Here is a 17,185-nt window from a genome sequence, read left to right as displayed (position 1 = left end):
ATCTCCTATTTATTTATTCGAAGAATTCGTTTATGATTTGCCTAATAATTGACGATAAGACCAGGAGGGCCGCCGCACCATGGACAAGCGGATGAGAACGTTTATGCCTTTTACGTACAAAATGATGATTTCCTACCTGCTGCTTGTCTTAATTACAGATGCCGTGATTGGCTATTTCTCGTATACGATGCTTGTGCAGTCCCGTACGGAAATGGCAGAGACGAATATAAAGACGGCGATGCAGCAGACGGAAAATAACCTCAGCTACCAGCTGGATGAGATTCAGCGGATGTCGGATACGTTGTTTGGAAGTCTCTCTTTTCAACGAGCTTTGCAGAAGAAAGGCGACCCGTTCCAAACGTATTTGACGATGCTCGATGAGATTGTTCCACAGATTCAGGCACCGCTGCATTTGTACGGCAATCATATCCGGCTCCTTGTCTATACGACAAACGGATATCTGAACGAGGTTGACGGGGACAGCATGTACGAGGAGATTAAGGACAGCGACTATTATATTTTGCCATACAGCGAAATTACGGACAGGTCGTGGTTCAACGCCATCGAGGATTCGGACCGAGATAACATATGGCTGCAGGTCGATACGGATCAAAGTCTCAACAATATCTCGCATTTCCGGAAGCTCGTATCTTACAACGACTATAAGACGATTATTGGCTATGTCCGTATCACGACAAGGCTGGATGATTTATTAGGTGATTTTAAAGCGTTTCCAACCGAAGAAGGGCTCATCCTGCGGCTGCTGGATACAAGCTCGAACACGGTTATGTTCCAGCGAGGCGACAATGGGAAGGAGAAAGATGCAGCAGAGGGTTCCAGATTGACAGAGGATGATGCGACTTATCTCGTTCTGGAAAATAAAATTCCTAACACCAGTCTCGTGATCGAGACGCTGGTGCCACGTACTTATCTGAGCAAGGATGCGGCCAAGCTGCGCGGTGTTATCTTCTCGGTATGCTTCATCAGCTTTCTTGTCATGTCGCTCATCGGATTCCTTGTAGCTAGATTGTCAGGCCGGAAAATGCGTCGGATCGTTACGTTCCTCCGCTCCTTCCAGCAAGGAAGCTTCCAGAAACGTCTCCGTTTTAGCGGCAATGACGAATTTGTTCATATTGCTGGAGCTTTTAATGATATGGCAGAGAACATTCAAGATTTGATCAAGAAGGTGTATGTCGAAGGCATTCAGAAAAAACAAGCGGAGCTTGAGGCGCTTCAGGCGCAGATTAATCCGCATTTCTTGTACAATACCTTATCGACCATTGGTAGTCTTGCGAATCTGTCGGAGACGGAGAAGGTGACGGGGATGGTCGAAGGGCTGGCGAAGTTTTACCGGCTGACGCTTAATGATGGGCATGTCTTTATCCCACTGTCTAAGGAACTCGAGCAGGTAGAGTCGTATCTGGACATTCAGCGTATTAAGTATGCAGGGAGATTTGATGTGCATGTTGATATGGAGCGGGAGCTAGAAGACTGCAAGGTCATTAAGCTGATCCTGCAGCCTTTTGTGGAAAATATCTTTAAGCATGCTTGGTTTGGTGAGCATATCGCTATTCGTATCAGCGGCAGAGCGGTTGGTAATAAAGTAGAGCTGAAGGTAATCGATACGGGTATCGGCATGAAACCGGATGTGTTAAAGGCTGTGCTTGCCCAGCCTGGTCAAACGGGAGGATATGGTATCCGTAACGTGGATGATCGTATTAAGCTGAGATATGGCGATGAATATGGCATAGAGATCGGAAGTGTATTTGGCGGAGGAACAACGGTCCGGATCCTGCTCCCAATCGATAAGCAAGGTACAGCATATGAGGAAGAGCAGAGGAGGCATCTGGCATGATAACGGTATTATTAGTGGATGATGAAGCAGTTGATTTGGAGTGGCTGCGGCGCAGAGTGGTTGGCAGTCCGCTGCCTTTGCAGGTCGTGGGAACGGCTAGCAGTGGTTTTAACGCCTTAAAGCTGATGGAAGATGAACGGATTGATGTCATTTTATCGGATATTCGGATGCCGATTATGTCGGGAATGGAGTTCGCACGGAAGGCGAAAGAGCTGAACCCTCATGTTCAGATTGTTTTTATCAGTGGTCATGAGGACTTCGGCTACGCAAAGGAAGCGATTCAGATGAACGCTTCTGGTTATTTGCTCAAGCCTGTTAAGGATCAAGAGCTGCAGGACATGCTGGAAACCGTTTGTTCACAGGTTGAGAAGGAACGCAAGCGGCATACCATTGTATCGGAAGCCTTATCACTAGTGAATCGGGAGCTTCTGCTTCGCTGGCTCGCGGATGCCTCGGAGGAACATGAACGTGAGCATATTGCACCGTTCTTGACTACTTTGCTGCAATATGGAGCAGCCGCGGCTGTTATTGAAATCGATGATGTGGAATGGAAAATTCCTGAGCAGGAGCGGCGCAGCCAGATCCGCAGCATTTCCTCCTTTGTTGAACATTTTGCTCTCGATAATAATGGTGGGACGGTACTCGCAAGTCACGATCAACGGATTGTTATCCTGTCTCCGATCTCGGATGAACGGTTTACCTCGATGCTGGAGGAGCTTGTAGAGGAGGTTCGGCAGAACTTCCCGGTTACGATAACTGTCGGAGCAGGCAGCTCTGCCCGGGATATCGAGGAGCTTCGTGAATCGTATCGTCAGGCGCAGGCCGCACTTAGTGCGAAATGGCTGGTAGGCAAGAACCGATTGATTAAGGATGTGTCAGGAACAGCAAGAGAGGATAAGCTGGAGCCCAATATTGAAGCTAATGTTGAGCAGATGCTTTTGGCTATTTTAGAATATGATCTTGTTGCCATTGATGACAGGCTTCTCCAGCTGTTTGATAAGAATGAGATTGTAAACCAAAAACAATATGCCTACAATCTAATCATTCGTATTACCTCAAAGCTGCATGCAGATTTGTTGCAGCAGAATGAGAATTTGTATGAGCTGCTCAAATGGGATGCACAGGTTCTTTTCCAGTTCGAGACGATTGATGATATTTTATCCTGGCTGAGAAGAAGATTTTTCGAGCTATCGGAGCTCTTATATGTCAAACGGCAGAAACAAAAACGCAAGTTATTCGATAATATTATGACCTTTGTTGATGAACGGTTAGAGCAGAAGACTACCCTTAAGGAAGTGGCGGCTCATTTTGATTTTACACCCAATTACTTGAGCACCTTGTTCAAAGAGGAGATTGGCATCTTGTTCAGCGATTGGCTGAATGAGCGGCGGATGGACCGAGTCCGGGAGCTGCTCGCTGATCCTTGCCTGAAGGTGTATGAGATTGCAGAGCGTGTTGGCTACAAGAACATCATTTATTTCAATCGGCAGTTTAAGCAATTTACAGGAATGACACCAGGAGAATACCGGAAGAAGCATAAAATTTAGTCCGTTTGATCTTAATTCAAAAGCCTGCGGTCTCTTTTTTTCGAGCCTGCAGGTTTTTCTTTTTGACCGGCTATAAACTAAACTTTCTTAAACGAATCGTAGATTAAGTATTACTTTTTGTAGTTTGGCTTAATTTTGGAGTGCCTGTGTGATTTATATAATTAACTTATACGAGAGAGAGATCATACAGGAGGAGAATTCGAATGAAGCAACGCGGATTTTGGGGCTACGCCCTCCAGAACAGAACGCTGCTGCTCATGCTCGCGCCAGCAGTAATCTTTTTTATACTGTTCGCTTACATCCCAATGGCCGGCATTGTGCTCGCATTCAAACAATACAACAACACGGGAGGCATCTTCGGAAGTCCGTGGAACGGGATCAGTAACTTCCGCTTTTTCTTCGAGTCAGGTAATGCTTGGATGGTAACGAGAAATACAGCGCTGTATAATATCGCTTTTATTATCGTGAATAACTTACTTCAGATTGCGGCTGCGATTCTGCTGTTTGAAGCAGTGGGCAAATGGTTCCGCAAGTTTACACAAACGATGCTGTTCCTGCCCTACTTTATTTCATGGGTTGTCGTAGGAGCGATTGCATATAACCTGTTCAACTACGATGTTGGTACGCTGAACGTGATGCTGAAGGGACTTGGACTTGAACCAGTTGATATTTACAACACGCCTTCGTACTGGCCGGTTATTCTGGTGCTTGTATCCGCTTGGAAAACGCTTGGTTACGGCTCAGTTATGTATCTGGCGGCAATAACGGGAATTGACAACGAGATGTACGAAGCCGCTGAGATTGACGGAGCAAACGTGTTCCAGCGCATCTTGCATATTACTTTACCGAATCTGTTCCCTACCGTAATTATTCTGGTGCTGCTTGCAGTGGGCAATATATTCAGAGGCGATTTCGGGATGTTCTACAATATGGTCGGTAACAACGGGTTGTTGTTCTCCTCGACCGATGTCATTGATACCTTCGTATTCCGTTCGCTTACGACCTCGAACGAAATCGGCTTATCGGCTGCTGCAGGCTTCTATCAGTCCGTGCTTGGCTTTGCAACGATCTTGCTGGCAAACTATGCGGTACGCAAATATGACAAAGATCATGCTTTGTTCTAAAAGCACATGCTTACGAAGCAAGAATTATCACAAATATCCGATCGAAGGCTATTTGTGTGACTATTCTTTTTAGGAGAGATTACGATGAGTGCAATTGCCCCTACGGCAAAAAATAGTATCAAACCACAGGCGGACATCATCCTGCTGAAGATTATCGGGTATGTGTTTATTGGCCTGCTCGCCATCATTTGCTTTATTCCTTTCCTGCTTGTGGTATCGTCCTCGTTATCGCAGGAAAGCTCCATCGTGGAGAAAGGTTATCAGCTCATACCGGCTGCTTGGTCTACCGAGGCCTATAGCATGCTGTTTAAATATCCGGAGCAGATGCTTCGGGCGTATGGGGTCACGCTTGCCGTGACAGCAATTGGTACACTGGTTGGTTTGTTTATAACCGCCATGACAGCTTACGTCCTGCAACGGAAAGATTTCAGATGGCGTAACCAATTTGCTTTCTTCTTCTTCTTTACGACACTGTTCAGTGGAGGCCTGGTTCCATGGTATATGCTGATCGTCACGTATTTGGATTTGAAAGACAAATTAATCGTCCTTATTCTCCCGATGCTGCTGAACGTGTTCTATATTATCGTGATGAAGACATTTATGAGCAGCATTCCCGAAGCGATTACCGAATCGGCCAAAATCGACGGAGCAGGCGACTTCCGCATTTTCGTCCAGCTGATTCTGCCTCTGTCCAAACCTGTACTTGCCACCATCGGCCTGTTTATCGCTTTGGCTTATTGGAATGACTGGTACAATGCGCTTCTGTTTGTCAGTGATGAGAAGCTGATGCCGCTGCAATATTATTTGTACAAAATGCTTGGCAACATGGATGGCATGCGTAAAGCAATGATCGCATCTGGTGCTGTCGTAACGACAAACATTCCAACAGAAAGCCTCAAGATGGCGATGACGATTGTTGCAACAGGGCCAATCCTGCTCGCTTATCCATTCATTCAACGTTATTTCGTGCAAGGTCTTACGCTTGGCGCAGTGAAAGGATGACCTCAGGGTAACCTGGTTATCATACATTACTACCATTATTAGGGGGATAAACATGCCAAACAAAAAATCGGTCATGATGCTGGCTGCTACTTTTGCCTTATCTGCTACAGTTCTAGGCGCATGCGGCAGCAACAACAATGGTAATAACAACACGAACTCGGCAGACGCTTCACAATCGCCTGCTGCTGAATCGGCAGCTCCATCGGCTTCTGCTGATGCAGGTGCAGTTGATACATCAGAAGAACTAAAAATTAAAATGCTGATGGTTGGCGGCAAACCGGTTGATTATGACACTGTATTCGGCGAATTAAACAAAAAGCTGAAAGAAAAAGTAAACGCTACCGTTGAGGCTGAATTCCTTGACTGGGCGGATTGGACACAGAAATATCCTTTGAAATTCGCAGCGAATGAAGATTTCGATATTGCTTACACAGCTAACTGGGCGTTCTATAATGACCAGGCACTAAAAGGCGGCTTCATGGAGCTGACTGACGACATGCTGAATAAGTTTATGCCGCTTTCGATGAAAGCAATGCCAGCAGTAGCTTGGGAGCAGTCCAAGGTTGGCGGCAAGCAATACCTGGTACCCAACAATAACCCTGAGGTAACAGACAAAGCGGTTCTAATCCGTGAAGATCTTCGCAAAAAGTATAACCTGGAGCCGGTTAACAGCCCAGAAACTTATGCGGCCTATCTGAAGGCAATTGCTGCTAATGAAAAAGGCGTCAACGCTTTTAATGCAAAAGGCGCTGACGGCTGGAAATGGCATGAGCTTGACCAAATCCTGCTTGAGCAGGCGAATGACTTCAACTTAGTTGATTACAGCATGCCGCTTGCTTACAAGCTGGATGATGCAACAGGTAAAGTATTCAACATTTATGACACACCTGAATTCAAATCCCTTCTTACTTACTACAAAGATCTGGCTGACAATGGTGCTTGGTCCAAGAACATTGTGAGTAACAAAAATGACGTATGGCAGGACATGAAAGCTGGCAAAACCGCTTCTTACGCTCAAAACCTGGGTACAGTAGCGATGAACCTTGCAGAACTGAAACGTGAACAGCCGGAAGTTGAATTGGCGATTGCGGATCTGACGCCTAACAGCAAGAAAATCGCGGCAATCTCGACACAAAACGGTTTCGCGATTCATGCAACTTCGAAGAAAGCAGAACGCTCGCTGATGGTGCTTGATCTGCTGCAAAATGATAAAGAAATCCATGACCTGTTCATGTATGGTATTGCTGGTACGAACTATGAGCCAGTAGGCGATGATAAATTTAACGCTCTGCCTGGTACACCTAACTACACTGGTTTCTCTAACTGGGGTTCGAACTCCCCGCTGAACCGTATGGATGCATCGTATCCAGCTGAAGCAGATGCTATTGCAACAGCTTGGGAGCAAAAGGTATTCCACTTCAAGCTTGAGACGTTCGTGTTTAACGATGCAAACGTGAAAAACGAAGTAGCTAACGTAGGCAATGTTATGCTCCGTTATGCGATTCCGCTCGAATACGGCCTGATCAAAGATATCGACAAAGGCCAAGCGGATCTGATTGCACAGCTGAAAGCTGCAGGTATTGATAAAGTACAAGCGGAGCTGCAAAGCCAGATCGATGCGTTTTTGGCTGCACAATAGTTAGAAGAGAATAGAGTTTTACGACGGAACGGGGTATCCCCTTCGGCCGCGGTTGTCTGCAGGAAATTTGAATAACATTCAGATGTTTTTTCCTGCAGACAAAGGCGGACGCTCACGCTCCTCAGTGGATACCCCTTCTCCTTACGTAAAAACATTCTCATATGATATATTTTCACAGCCTTTGGTGGAGACAAAAGTCTCCCCTTTTTTTTAACCAAAAAGGGCTAATGCTTACGAAGTAAGAATCACCACAACATAGCCTAGGACTTGGCCATATAAAGTGACAATTCTTTTTAGGAGGAAAAATAATGAAACGAATGGTACGTAAAGGCATTCTTTTATTTTTCACATTTACGTTAGCGCTTACATCTTTGTTGGCGATTGGACCGGCCAAGCAAGCAGCGGCGGCTACGGAGACTTTATCTGATCCGGATACTTTTATTAAAGGGGTCGATATTTCGACGCTGCAGGCGCTCGAAGATCAGCATGTGAAGTTTTACGATGAGGGGATCGAGCAGGATCTGCTGATGATTATGAAAAATCACGGCGTCAACTATGTTCGGCTGCGTCTTTGGAATGATCCGGAGCAAGCCGATGGCTACAACGATAAGGCACATGTGCTGGCATGGCGGAACGGGTGAAGGATGCGGGGATGAAGCTGCTGCTTGACTTCCATTATTCTGACTTCTGGGCAGACCCGGGACAGCAGGTGAAGCCTGCGGCTTGGAAGGATCTCAGCTTTGCAGATTTGAAGACAGCAGTGTATGACTATACGGAAGATGTCATGAGCGATCTGGCAGCTGCGGATGCTTATCCGGATATGGTGCAGATCGGCAACGAGATTAACAGCGGCATGCTGCTGCCAGATGGATCAACCTCTAATATGGATAATCTGGCTGAGCTGATTAAAGAGGGCGCTAAAGCGGTACGGGATACGACACCGGACGGCCAAACGACTCAAATTATGCTTCACTTGGCGGAAGGCGGCAACAACAGTAAGTTTCGCAGTTTTTTTGATGCGATGACAACGCGTGGAGTAGATTATGATGTGATTGGCATGTCGTATTATCCGTTCTGGCATGGTTCTTTCCAGCAGCTTAAATCCAATATGGATGATGTAGCAGCAAGATACGGCAAGCAAATTGTCGTCGCGGAAACCTCATATCCGAATACAATTGAGAACGGTGATGATCACCCGAATACGGTCGGAGAGAATGAGACCAAGCTGGTTGGTTTTGAAGCGTCGGTCGAGAATCAGAAACTCGTAACCGAGACAGTGCTTAACACGGTTGCTCATGTGCAGAATGGCCTTGGTCTTGGCGTATTTTACTGGGAACCGGCTTGGCTGCCTGGTATAGGCTGGAAGCAAGGTGAAGGCAACGCTTGGGAGAATCAGGCGATGTTTGATTATAACGGTAATGCTCTGGCGTCGCTGGATGCCTTCCAATATGAGCCTGGCAGCATCACTAGCGTAGATCCGATTCTCGTCTATCCGGCAACACCGGTGACACTAGCAGCAGGAGATTCGTTGGTACTGCCGGCAGATACGAAGGTGCTTTATAACGAAGGGACAATTTTAGCTAAATCAGTTGAATGGGATTCCTATAACGCTGAACTGCTAAATACGCCGGGGACGTTTACTGTTCAAGGTGATGTTGCAGGCACAGATCTTCGTACCTCAATCGAAATCACGGTTACAGGTAATCCAAATCTGATCCATGACGGCAGCTTTGAGAGTGGTACTTTGGACAATTGGTCAGTAACAGGTGATGTTGGAGCAGTGAAGATTGACCAAAATGCAGGCAATGCTAAGGCTGGCGAATATTCCTTAAATTATTGGTCGGGCTCGGCTTTTGCTTATCAAGTATCGCAGACGGTTACAGGCCTTGAGAACGGAAAATATGAGCTGAGGGCGTATGCTTCCGGTGGTGTGTATGATGAGCAGGTCATTACACTATCTGCAGAAACGGGGGGTCAGACATACAGTACTCCCATCACGAATGCTGGCTATAATGTTTGGAAGCAGTATACAGTTGGAGATATTCAAGTTACTGATGGTCAGGTCAAGGTAGGTATTAATGTGAACGGACCAGCTAATGCGTGGGGGTATTTCGACAAAATTGAGCTGGTGAAGGTAGAGGCAGCGGCAGTTAATGTCGTGCAAAACCCGGGCTTTGAGAGCGATGCTCTTACGCCTTGGGAGGTTACAGGAGAGAAGGGAGCGGCAAAGGCTGAGAATAACGCCGCGAATGCCAAATCTGGTGATTATGCACTTAATTATTGGTTTGGCACAGCATTTACTTATACAATTGCACAAACGATCGAAGATCTCGAAAATGGTATTTATGAGCTGAATGCATCAGCTTCCGGTGGTGTATATGATACGCAGAAGATTGCACTATTCGCGAAGTCCGGTGAGAAGACCTTCAGCACTGATATGGTGAATACAGGCTGGAATGATTGGCATTCGTATACGGTCGGCAATATTGAAGTAAGAGATGGCAAAGTGACCATCGGATTTGATGTAGATGCTCCTGCTGGAGCATGGGGCTACATGGATGATGTCTCCCTTGTAAGAGTAGGCAATCTACCTTCCGATGGTGATGGTGATGGAAATGGCAACGGTAACGGTAATAGCAGCAATGGCAACAGCGGGGCTGCAAGCAATAACGGTATAGCTGCTATTAGTCGAACGCAATTGACATCGGACGGGAAGGGCGGATACTCCGTTACCTTGCCGGCAGGTACAACAACAGCGATTCTTTCTTCTGATTCTTTTGATTCTTTGAAGAAGGCTCCAATCACACTTTCCGCAGGTGATTTGTCTCTCACGATTCCTTCTGAAGTAATAGCCGAGCTGCTAGGTAAATTAAAGACAGAAGCAGGCAGCAAGCTTACGGTAAGCTTTGTCCCGGTAACGGGGGAGGCTGCGGATCAATTAATGGACAGCGATGGTGTAGATGCTCGTACACTAGGCACCATCTATAACTTTGAGTTATCTGTTACTGATGCGGCTGGCAATGTGGAGAAGCTTTCTGCTTTTTCAACTCCGTTAACTCTCAAGCTGAAGCAAGCCGTAACCAGCAATGCTGATCTGACAGGTGTTTATTATATTGCTGAAGACGGCACCATTCATTATGTTGGAGGACAATTGGTTAATGGCGTCTGGGAAGCTTCTGTCGACCATTTCAGCAACTATGGACTGCTCGAAGTAAACAAGTCTTATAAGGATGTGCCGGGTAGCCACTGGGCTGCACCATCTATCACTTCTCTTTCTGCCAAGCAGATTGTAAATGGTATTTCGGATTCTAACTTTGAACCGGAACGAGAAATCACCCGTGCGGAATTTACCGCTATCCTTGTTCGTGCATTGAAGCTTACAAGCAGCGCTGATCATTCGCTTCACTTCAGCGATGTACCGGCTTCGGCGTGGTATGCAGAGGCAGTGTCTGCTGCACATGAAGCGGGACTTATTCAAGGCCGCACTTCGGAGCTGTTCGCGCCGTATGCACCAATTACTCGTCAAGAGATGGCTGTTATTCTGGCAAAAGCTTATGCGATTGCCCATAACGGTACTGGAGCTGCATTTGGTACAGAGCTTCCCTTCTCGGATAAAACGTTCATTGCAACATCGGCATTGCCTTCTGTACAATGGGCATACGAGCAAGGGCTGCTGAAGGGCCGCAGTGGTGATCGGTTTGCACCAGCTGCATCGATGACTCGTGCAGAAGCAGCAGAAGTGGTGTATCGCTTGCTGAAATAGGCAAAGGAGTTTTACCGGTATTATGGATGTTGATCAAATTGTATTTGTATTTATGATTGTCCTTCTTGCAGGTTTTGTTCAAGGGCTCACGAGCTTCGGTTTCGCGCTAATCTCAGTGCCGCTGCTCGTGAAGCTGATCCCAATGCAGCAGGCTGTTCCAGTTGTCGTTGTATTAAGTCTGATGACGAATATTGCTGTGCTCTATAGCTGCCGGCAGCATGTTCGAATGAAGCAGATTTGGCCGCTTCTGATCGCAAGTCTAATTGCGGCACCGTTTGGAACTTATGCTCTGCTATATGTTTCCGCTAGTGCGTTAAAGCTTGGAGCGGGCCTGCTAGTTGCAGTCGTATCCATGCTCATGCTGAGCGACAAGTCTTTTCCGCTTGGTCGTATGGCGTATGTGCCTATTGGCGCAGTAAGTGGTTTTCTGAACGGGAGCATTTCAATGAGCGGGCCACCCGTAGCTCTCTTTTTGACCAACCAAGGTGCTGATAAGATGACATTCCGGGCCAATATTACGGCTTATGGTCTCATTCTGAATATTATTACGGTGGGGACTTATGTGTATGAAGGACTGCTTAACGAGGCGTCTATGCAAACCATCGGATGGGCTGTTCCAGCAATGATTATTGGTGTCCTGATTGGTATTAAGGCAGTCGGAAGATTCAATGAACGGCTGTTCAAAACAATCGCATTATGGCTCATATTGGTTACAGGGATCTGGACGGCTATTAACGGCATTATCGGATAAACAAAAAAACCTTGAAGTTACAGCGCCTAAATTGAGGCATTGTTGGCTTCAAGGTTTTTTCTTGTGTTTTTCATGTGGTACATCGCTTGATCGGCATCCATAATAAGCTGCTTAAGGCTGGCATATCTTCCTTGATTAGAGCTGACTCCAATGCTGGCAGATATTTGGACGGGCTGCCCGCTAATAACGAAAGGATCTAGGAAAGAGGCATTAATCTTCTCCTGCACGGCTCGAACGCCGTTGTCCTCGCTTAAGTTCTGGAAGCAGATGATAAACTCATCACCGCCATAGCGAACAATTCGATCGCTCTGACGGATTTGCTGTTTGAGCCGTTTGGCAATTTCGATGAGCAGCAAATCTCCAAATTCATGACCATACTTATCATTTATCCGCTTAAAATCATTAAGATCGATGAACATGACACCAAGTGGAGCATCGTTATTACGTTCAAATAATTCATCTAGAAATCTTCGGTTATATAAACCTGTCAGACTATCGGTAACCGTCGCATATTCCAAATCAATGGTATAACTAAGAAGCGCAGCCATTGAATTCAGAATCGTAAGTTCGTCATCACTTAGGGACAAGGTGTCCCTGTCAACCAAGTAAATACCGCCATTAACGACACACTCGCTTGTAGTGATGGGGATGGCAAGATAGGAACGTTGTCCAATGATCGTGCTGACATCTGATCGGAAGGTCATTCCGGCTTGTACGAGTGAATCTCCGCGGTTATGGGCTTGTACAATCCGATGTGTTGAGCCTTCTTGGATCGCGATGAAAAGAGTATCGATCGGAAGAAATCGGGCCAATAGCTGTATGACATGTCCGGCTGCATCATCCAATGAGCGAATTTTGCTGGGCATACGTATTTCATCTCCTGCAATAAATGGTGAAGCATTCAAAAAATTACCTTCTGATTCCAGTTTAGTCGAAATACGCGGGGGACTCAACAAAGAACTTCTTAATAATGGGTATTTAAGGAATGAAAAGGAACGTTTCCGTTTAATAATTAATAAATATATTAATTCATCTATATCTGAATTCGCTATTGAATTATTGCATGAGCTGTTGTTTAATAAGGATATTCTTCCTTACATCCAATCCTTTATGAGGTGATTCTTTTATGGCGAACAAAGCAAAAATGATCGTAGACAAAGATTTTATTGTTGGAGAAGTAGATAAACGAATTTATGGCTCTTTTATTGAGCATCTGGGCCGTGCTGTTTACGGCGGTATTTATGAACCAGAGCATCCATCAGCAGATGAGCAAGGTTTCCGTTCCGATGTACTTGAGCTTGTAAAAGGCTTAAATGTACCAATCGTTCGTTACCCTGGAGGCAACTTTGTATCCGGTTACAACTGGGAGGATGGAGTTGGTCCGATAGCGGATCGCCCAAGACGCCTGGAACTGGCATGGCGTACGATTGAGCCGAATCTGGTAGGCTTTAATGAATTCGTAGACTGGTGTAAAAAAGCAAATACAGATGCGATGATGGCCGTCAACCTCGGAACACGCGGCGTTGAAGACGCCCGCAATCTAATTGAATATTCCAATCATGCCTCCGGCTCTTATTGGTCGGATCTGCGTATTAAACATGGCTATAAAGATCCTCATAACGTGAAAACCTGGTGCCTTGGCAACGAAATGGACGGTCCTTGGCAGATTGGTGCGAAGACAGCTGTGGAATATGGCCGCATTGCCAATGAAACCGCGAAAGTGATGCGCTGGGTAGACCCAACGATTGAACTGGTAGCCTGCGGAAGCTCGGCGCTTGGCATGCCTACCTTCCCGGATTGGGAAGCTACGGTGCTGGATTTGACTTACGATAACGTTGATTACATCTCCCTTCATCAGTATTATGGCAATAGAGACAAAGATACGGCCAACTTCCTCGCCCAATCTATGGGCATGGACTCGTTCATTCAGACAGTGATCTCTACGGCTGATTTTGTAAAAGCGAAGAAACGGAGCAAGAAGAACATTAACCTGAGCTTCGATGAATGGAATGTCTGGTTCCACTCCAATGAGAGCGATCGCAAAATCGAACCATGGTCCATTGCGCCGCCGCAGCTTGAAGATATTTATACACATGAAGATGCGCTTGTTGTTGGCTGTATGCTGATTAGCCTTCTGAAACGTGCTGACCGTGTGAAAATGGCATGTATTGCTCAGCTCGTAAACGTTATTGCACCAATTATGACTGAGAACGGCGGAGCAGCATGGAAGCAGACGATCTACTATCCATACATGCATGCAAGTGTATTTGGCCGCGGTACCGTGCTTGTGCCTCTACTGAAGTCGGATAAATATGATTCGAAGGATTATACAGATGTTCCTTACGTGGAAGCAGTAGCAGTCCATAATGAGGAGCATGGAGAGGTAACTGTATTTGCGGTAAACCGTGACCTTGAGAATGCCCATAACTTCGAGATTGATCTTCGCAGCTTTGGCGCTTTCCGGGTGATCGAGCATATTGTCCTCGAGAATGATGATTTGCAGGCTGTTAACACAGCAGCTAATCCAGACAATGTGAAGCCGCATACGAATGGCACTGCGAAGCTTGAACAAAATGGTACTATCGAAACTTCGCTTGGTAAAGCTTCCTGGAACGTTATTCGTATCAAACTTCAATAGCAGGATGTGAAACATGCTAATCAAAGCCGATACAGACCATGCCTGGCTTCCCCTATATGAAGCTTTGGCTAGTCCTGTACGATTAAATATTCTGGATCTGCTCGCAGCAGCACCTGAGCCGATGAACGTGAAGGAGCTCGCAGCCTCGCTTGGATTAAGCAGCGCGATCGTGACGATGCATGTTCGTAAGCTGGAGCAGGCCGGACTTATCCAGACGAAGATGATTAGAAAGCAGGGAGGGACTCATAAGATTTGCGAGATTTCCGCCTCCCGCATTCAGATTGATCTGCCTCAGACTGGATTTATTCCGAAGAAAACGCATGAGATCAGCATTCCCATTGGGCATTATACCGAGTTTGAAGTCCATCCGACCTGCGGTATTGCCACCACGGAGAAGGTCATCGGTCAATTCGATGATCCGCGATATTTTATTGAACCGGAGCGGATGAATGCCGGAATTCTATGGTTTGGCAAAGGGTATGTGGAGTACAAAATCCCGAATTACTTATTGCCTGGCCAGCGTCCGGAAGAGCTGGAGATCGTTCTTGAGATCAGCTCGGAGGCACCAGGTTACAACGAGAACTGGCCATCGGATATTGTATTTACCTTGAATGGTGTCCGTATCGGAATGTGGACAAGTCCCGGGGATTATGGCGATGTGAAAGGCAAGTATACGCCGGCATGGTGGCAGGACTTTGTCAATCAATATGGTCTGCTCAAGATCATCCGCGTCCAGAAGAACGGCACCTATATCGATGGTCAAAAAATTTCGGAGATCGGTATCGATCAAATCGAGCTTAACCGCAATCAATGGGTGTTCCGTCTCGCCGTCGAAGACAATGCCGTCCACGTCGGCGGCCTAACGTTATTCGGCAAAGGCTTCGGCAACTACAATCAGGATATGATTTTCCGTGTACACTATGTGGAAGGGCTCGCATTGTAGTGTCGCTGCGTAAGTGAATATTCTTCCGATCGCTCCGCTTCTCCAGAACATTCACTTACTTCGCTCCAAAGTTGCTCGCCCTATTGGGGAGGGCAGTTTAGGCCTGCTGAGTGTCTTCAGCAGGCTTTTTTATGTGTTCCTGGGCTGTCGCCAGGAACAAGATTTATCATCTGCAAAAGTGCAGGTTATTTTCGTAAAGTAATGCGACTCTGTCGTCCAGATGCAAAAATGCAGGTAAATCTCGCCTTTTACACCTAGAAGGCATACTTAGCTTGGATTTACCTGCATTTTCGCATTTTATTGAGAGTTCCAGCTGATCAGCTGGACTTTTACATGTATTGTTGCATTTCGTTTAGAATCGAGGCCCATATGGCCCGCGCGAGTCTGGTCCAGAGAATGTCGTTCCTGGGCTGTCAGCCAGGAACGGATCCCTGTTGTACAAAGAGGGCTATACCCGCAGGCTTTTAGCCTTGGGTATAGCCCTTTTGGTTGGTTTAGTCGAACGGAGTGGACTAATGTTCTGGAGAAGCGGAGCGCTCGCCTTGGTTTTCGGATTCCAACATTAAAAAGTTGAATCAGGGAATCCGAAAAGCACAGCGATCGTAAGAATATTAGACCACGTAGTGAGATGAACGAAACAAAAAAACAGGCTGTACCCAAGGGTACAGCCCGTTCTATTAGCCCTCCAAAAGAAGGGTTTCTGGATCTTCAAGCATTTCTTTTACTTTTACCAGGAAGCGTACAGCCTCCGAGCCATCAACGATACGGTGATCGTAAGTGAGGGCGATGTACATCATTGGGCGGTTTTCCGAGCGCTCAGCGTCGATTGCTACCGGACGGAGCTGGATTTTGTGCATGCCCAGGATACCAACTTGCGGCGAGTTCAAGATCGGCGTGGACAGAAGGGAACCAAATGTACCACCGTTTGTGATCGTGAACGTGCCGCCTTGCAGATCTTCCAGCGACAGCGAGTTGTTACGCGCTTTGCCAGCAAGGGAAACGATTTGTTTCTCGATTTCAGCGAAGCTCATGCGGTCAGCATCACGAACGACTGGAACAACCAGACCTTCTTTTGCCGATACTGCAATACCGATATCGTAGAATTGTTTTGCAATGATATCGCCGTTGTTGATCTCAGCGTTAAGGAGTGGGAACTCTTTAAGCGCGCCAACAACTGCTTTTGTGAAGAAGGACATGAAACCAAGACCTACTTCATGTTTATCGAAGAACGATTGTTTACGGCGTTTACGAACATCCATGATCGCAGTCATATCAACTTCGTTGAAGGTTGTCAGCATTGCTGCTGTATGTTGCGCTTCAACAAGGCGATTCGCGATTGTCGCACGGCGACGGGACATTTTCGTACGAACGTAAGGCTTGTTCGATGTGAACTCAGGTTGAGCTGCTTTTGCTGCCGGAGCAGGTGCTGCTGCTTGTGCAGGAGCAGCCGAGCGAAGGTCAACACGGCCCAGAGTCGATTGAGCCTCGTTAATGTCGATACCTTTTTCTCTTGCAAGCTTACGAGCTGCAGGAGAAACATTCAATTGGCTGCCAGTAGCTGCAGGAGCCGCAGCCGGTGCAGCCGCAGGTGCTGGAGCTACTGCTACTGCCGTAGCTGGAGCAGCAGTTGGTGCAGGTGCTGCTTCAGCTGCAGGAGCGGCCGGTGCCGGAGCAGCAGCGCCGCTGCCAGCTCCGATTGTGCCGATAACTTCACCGATTTGAACGGTGTCGCCTTCGTTGCGTGTAATTTCTTGCAGAACGCCGTCTTGCTCAGCGCTGATTTCAATGTTTACTTTGTCTGTTTCAAGCTCAAGAAGCACGTCGCCTTGTTTAACAGCGTCTCCTACTTTTACTACCCATTTGGAGATCGAGCCCTCTGTAATTGATTCACCCATTGCCGGTACTATAATTTGTTGCACGTGA

12 protein-coding genes are annotated in these 17,185 nt (G+C 46.8%); 10 read left to right on the top strand and 2 right to left on the bottom strand.

Going from position 1 to position 17,185, the window contains the following annotated elements:
- Window positions 1-79 precede the first annotated feature (79 nt).
- From FHS17_RS21090 to FHS17_RS21055, 8 genes are all read left to right on the top strand, one after another.
- On the top strand, window positions 80-1,855 hold the full coding sequence (locus tag FHS17_RS21090) for a sensor histidine kinase (protein WP_167280413.1): 1,776 nt from the start codon (window positions 80-82) through the stop codon (window positions 1,853-1,855).
- Entirely contained in the window at window positions 1,852-3,402 is a 1,551-nt protein-coding gene (locus tag FHS17_RS21085; RefSeq protein WP_167280412.1) for a response regulator, read from the top strand. The genes FHS17_RS21090 and FHS17_RS21085 overlap by 4 nt, the downstream gene beginning before the upstream one ends.
- 203 nt (window positions 3,403-3,605) lie before the next feature.
- Window positions 3,606-4,526 carry an ABC transporter permease gene (locus FHS17_RS21080; protein WP_167280411.1) on the top strand — a complete coding sequence of 307 codons (921 nt, stop codon included), beginning with the start codon at window positions 3,606-3,608 and terminating at the stop codon, window positions 4,524-4,526.
- 84 nt (window positions 4,527-4,610) lie between these two features.
- Complete coding sequence (locus tag FHS17_RS21075) at window positions 4,611-5,528, top strand: carbohydrate ABC transporter permease (protein ID WP_167280410.1); 918 nt, start codon at window positions 4,611-4,613, stop codon at window positions 5,526-5,528.
- Between the two features lie 52 nt (window positions 5,529-5,580).
- Entirely contained in the window at window positions 5,581-7,167 is a 1,587-nt protein-coding gene (locus FHS17_RS21070) for an ABC transporter substrate-binding protein (RefSeq protein WP_167280409.1), read from the top strand.
- Window positions 7,168-7,475: 308 nt separating this feature from the next.
- Window positions 7,476-7,808 carry a glycosyl hydrolase 53 family protein gene (locus FHS17_RS30940; protein ID WP_167280408.1) on the top strand — a complete coding sequence of 111 codons (333 nt, stop codon included), beginning with the start codon at window positions 7,476-7,478 and terminating at the stop codon, window positions 7,806-7,808.
- Window positions 7,793-10,930, top strand: a complete 3,138-nt coding sequence (locus tag FHS17_RS21060; RefSeq protein ID WP_167280407.1) for a glycosyl hydrolase 53 family protein — start codon at window positions 7,793-7,795, stop codon at window positions 10,928-10,930. The genes FHS17_RS30940 and FHS17_RS21060 overlap by 16 nt, the downstream gene beginning before the upstream one ends.
- Before the next feature lie 22 nt (window positions 10,931-10,952).
- On the top strand, window positions 10,953-11,681 hold the full coding sequence (locus FHS17_RS21055; protein WP_167280406.1) for a sulfite exporter TauE/SafE family protein: 729 nt from the start codon (window positions 10,953-10,955) through the stop codon (window positions 11,679-11,681).
- Between the two features lie 26 nt (window positions 11,682-11,707).
- Here FHS17_RS21055 and FHS17_RS21050 read toward each other — a convergent pair whose 3' ends face one another.
- Window positions 11,708-12,547, bottom strand: a complete 840-nt coding sequence (locus tag FHS17_RS21050) for a GGDEF domain-containing protein (RefSeq protein ID WP_167280405.1) — start codon at window positions 12,545-12,547, stop codon at window positions 11,708-11,710.
- Between the two features lie 260 nt (window positions 12,548-12,807).
- On the opposite strand from FHS17_RS21050, the gene arfA reads away from it, so the two are divergent.
- Both arfA and FHS17_RS21040 read left to right on the top strand, forming a co-directional pair.
- Window positions 12,808-14,319 carry an arabinosylfuranosidase ArfA gene (arfA, locus tag FHS17_RS21045; RefSeq protein WP_167280404.1) on the top strand — a complete coding sequence of 504 codons (1,512 nt, stop codon included), beginning with the start codon at window positions 12,808-12,810 and terminating at the stop codon, window positions 14,317-14,319.
- A 13-nt stretch (window positions 14,320-14,332) separates the two neighbouring features.
- Window positions 14,333-15,262, top strand: a complete 930-nt coding sequence (locus tag FHS17_RS21040) for an ArsR/SmtB family transcription factor (RefSeq protein WP_167280403.1) — start codon at window positions 14,333-14,335, stop codon at window positions 15,260-15,262.
- Window positions 15,263-15,939: 677 nt separating this feature from the next.
- On the opposite strand, the gene odhB is transcribed toward FHS17_RS21040, so the two are convergent.
- Window positions 15,940-17,181: a 2-oxoglutarate dehydrogenase complex dihydrolipoyllysine-residue succinyltransferase gene (gene odhB / locus FHS17_RS21035; protein WP_167280402.1), complete on the bottom strand. Its 1,242-nt coding sequence runs from the start codon at window positions 17,179-17,181 to the stop codon at window positions 15,940-15,942.
- Window positions 17,182-17,185: the final 4 nt, after the last annotated feature.

This window comes from Paenibacillus lupini (genome assembly GCF_011761355.1).
In the GTDB taxonomy this organism is placed as follows: domain Bacteria; phylum Bacillota; class Bacilli; order Paenibacillales; family Paenibacillaceae; genus Pristimantibacillus; species Pristimantibacillus lupini.
The sequence above is the reverse complement of the archived record's forward strand: the minus strand, read 5'-3'. Positions and strand labels throughout refer to the sequence as shown.

Bases quoted from the DNA above. Each gene is read 5' to 3' on its own strand.
- FHS17_RS21090 (WP_167280413.1), top strand. From the start codon at position 80: ATGGACAAGCGGATGAGAACGTTTATGCCTTTTACGTACAAAATGATG.
- FHS17_RS21085 (WP_167280412.1), top strand. From the start codon at position 1,852: ATGATAACGGTATTATTAGTGGATGATGAAGCAGTTGATTTGGAGTGG.
- FHS17_RS21080 (WP_167280411.1), top strand. From the start codon at position 3,606: ATGAAGCAACGCGGATTTTGGGGCTACGCCCTCCAGAACAGAACGCTG.
- FHS17_RS21075 (WP_167280410.1), top strand. From the start codon at position 4,611: ATGAGTGCAATTGCCCCTACGGCAAAAAATAGTATCAAACCACAGGCG.
- FHS17_RS21070 (WP_167280409.1), top strand. From the start codon at position 5,581: ATGCCAAACAAAAAATCGGTCATGATGCTGGCTGCTACTTTTGCCTTA.
- FHS17_RS30940 (WP_167280408.1), top strand. From the start codon at position 7,476: ATGAAACGAATGGTACGTAAAGGCATTCTTTTATTTTTCACATTTACG.
- FHS17_RS21060 (WP_167280407.1), top strand. From the start codon at position 7,793: ATGGCGGAACGGGTGAAGGATGCGGGGATGAAGCTGCTGCTTGACTTC.
- FHS17_RS21055 (WP_167280406.1), top strand. From the start codon at position 10,953: ATGGATGTTGATCAAATTGTATTTGTATTTATGATTGTCCTTCTTGCA.
- FHS17_RS21050 (WP_167280405.1), bottom strand. From the start codon at position 12,547: ATGCCCAGCAAAATTCGCTCATTGGATGATGCAGCCGGACATGTCATA.
- arfA (WP_167280404.1), top strand. From the start codon at position 12,808: ATGGCGAACAAAGCAAAAATGATCGTAGACAAAGATTTTATTGTTGGA.
- FHS17_RS21040 (WP_167280403.1), top strand. From the start codon at position 14,333: ATGCTAATCAAAGCCGATACAGACCATGCCTGGCTTCCCCTATATGAA.